The organism is Pseudomonas sp. 65/3-MNA-CIBAN-0223 (assembly GCF_040310425.1).
Classification (GTDB): domain Bacteria; phylum Pseudomonadota; class Gammaproteobacteria; order Pseudomonadales; family Pseudomonadaceae; genus Aquipseudomonas; species Aquipseudomonas gregormendelii.
Genome location: NZ_JBEOPV010000157.1, coordinates 1 through 268 on the forward strand (window position 1 = coordinate 1; position 268 = coordinate 268).

Here is a 268-nt window from a genome sequence, read left to right on the forward strand (position 1 = left end):
GCGCATGCGTGTCAGTGGCGTCATGTTCAACGCCTGACAGGCCTCATGCTGGCCCCGGTGCACCGAGCGGATCGCGCCGCGCAGCACCTCGGCGCCATAGGCGCCGATGTTCAGGCCCAGGCCGACCACGGCCACGGCGAAGGCGCTCATTTCGATATTGAACGGCGGCATCGGCAGCACGAAGTACAGCCAGAACAGCTGCACCAGCAGCGACGAGCCGCGGAAGACCTCGATATAGGTGATGGCCAGCCAGCGCAATGGCGCCACT

1 protein-coding gene is annotated in these 268 nt (G+C 65.7%); it reads right to left on the reverse strand.

Annotation, left to right across the window (positions count from 1 at the left end; all coding sequences use genetic code 11):
- On the reverse strand, window positions 1-268 hold a 268-nt coding region (locus AAEZ09_RS28350; protein ID WP_350601662.1), incomplete at both ends, for an ABC transporter permease subunit.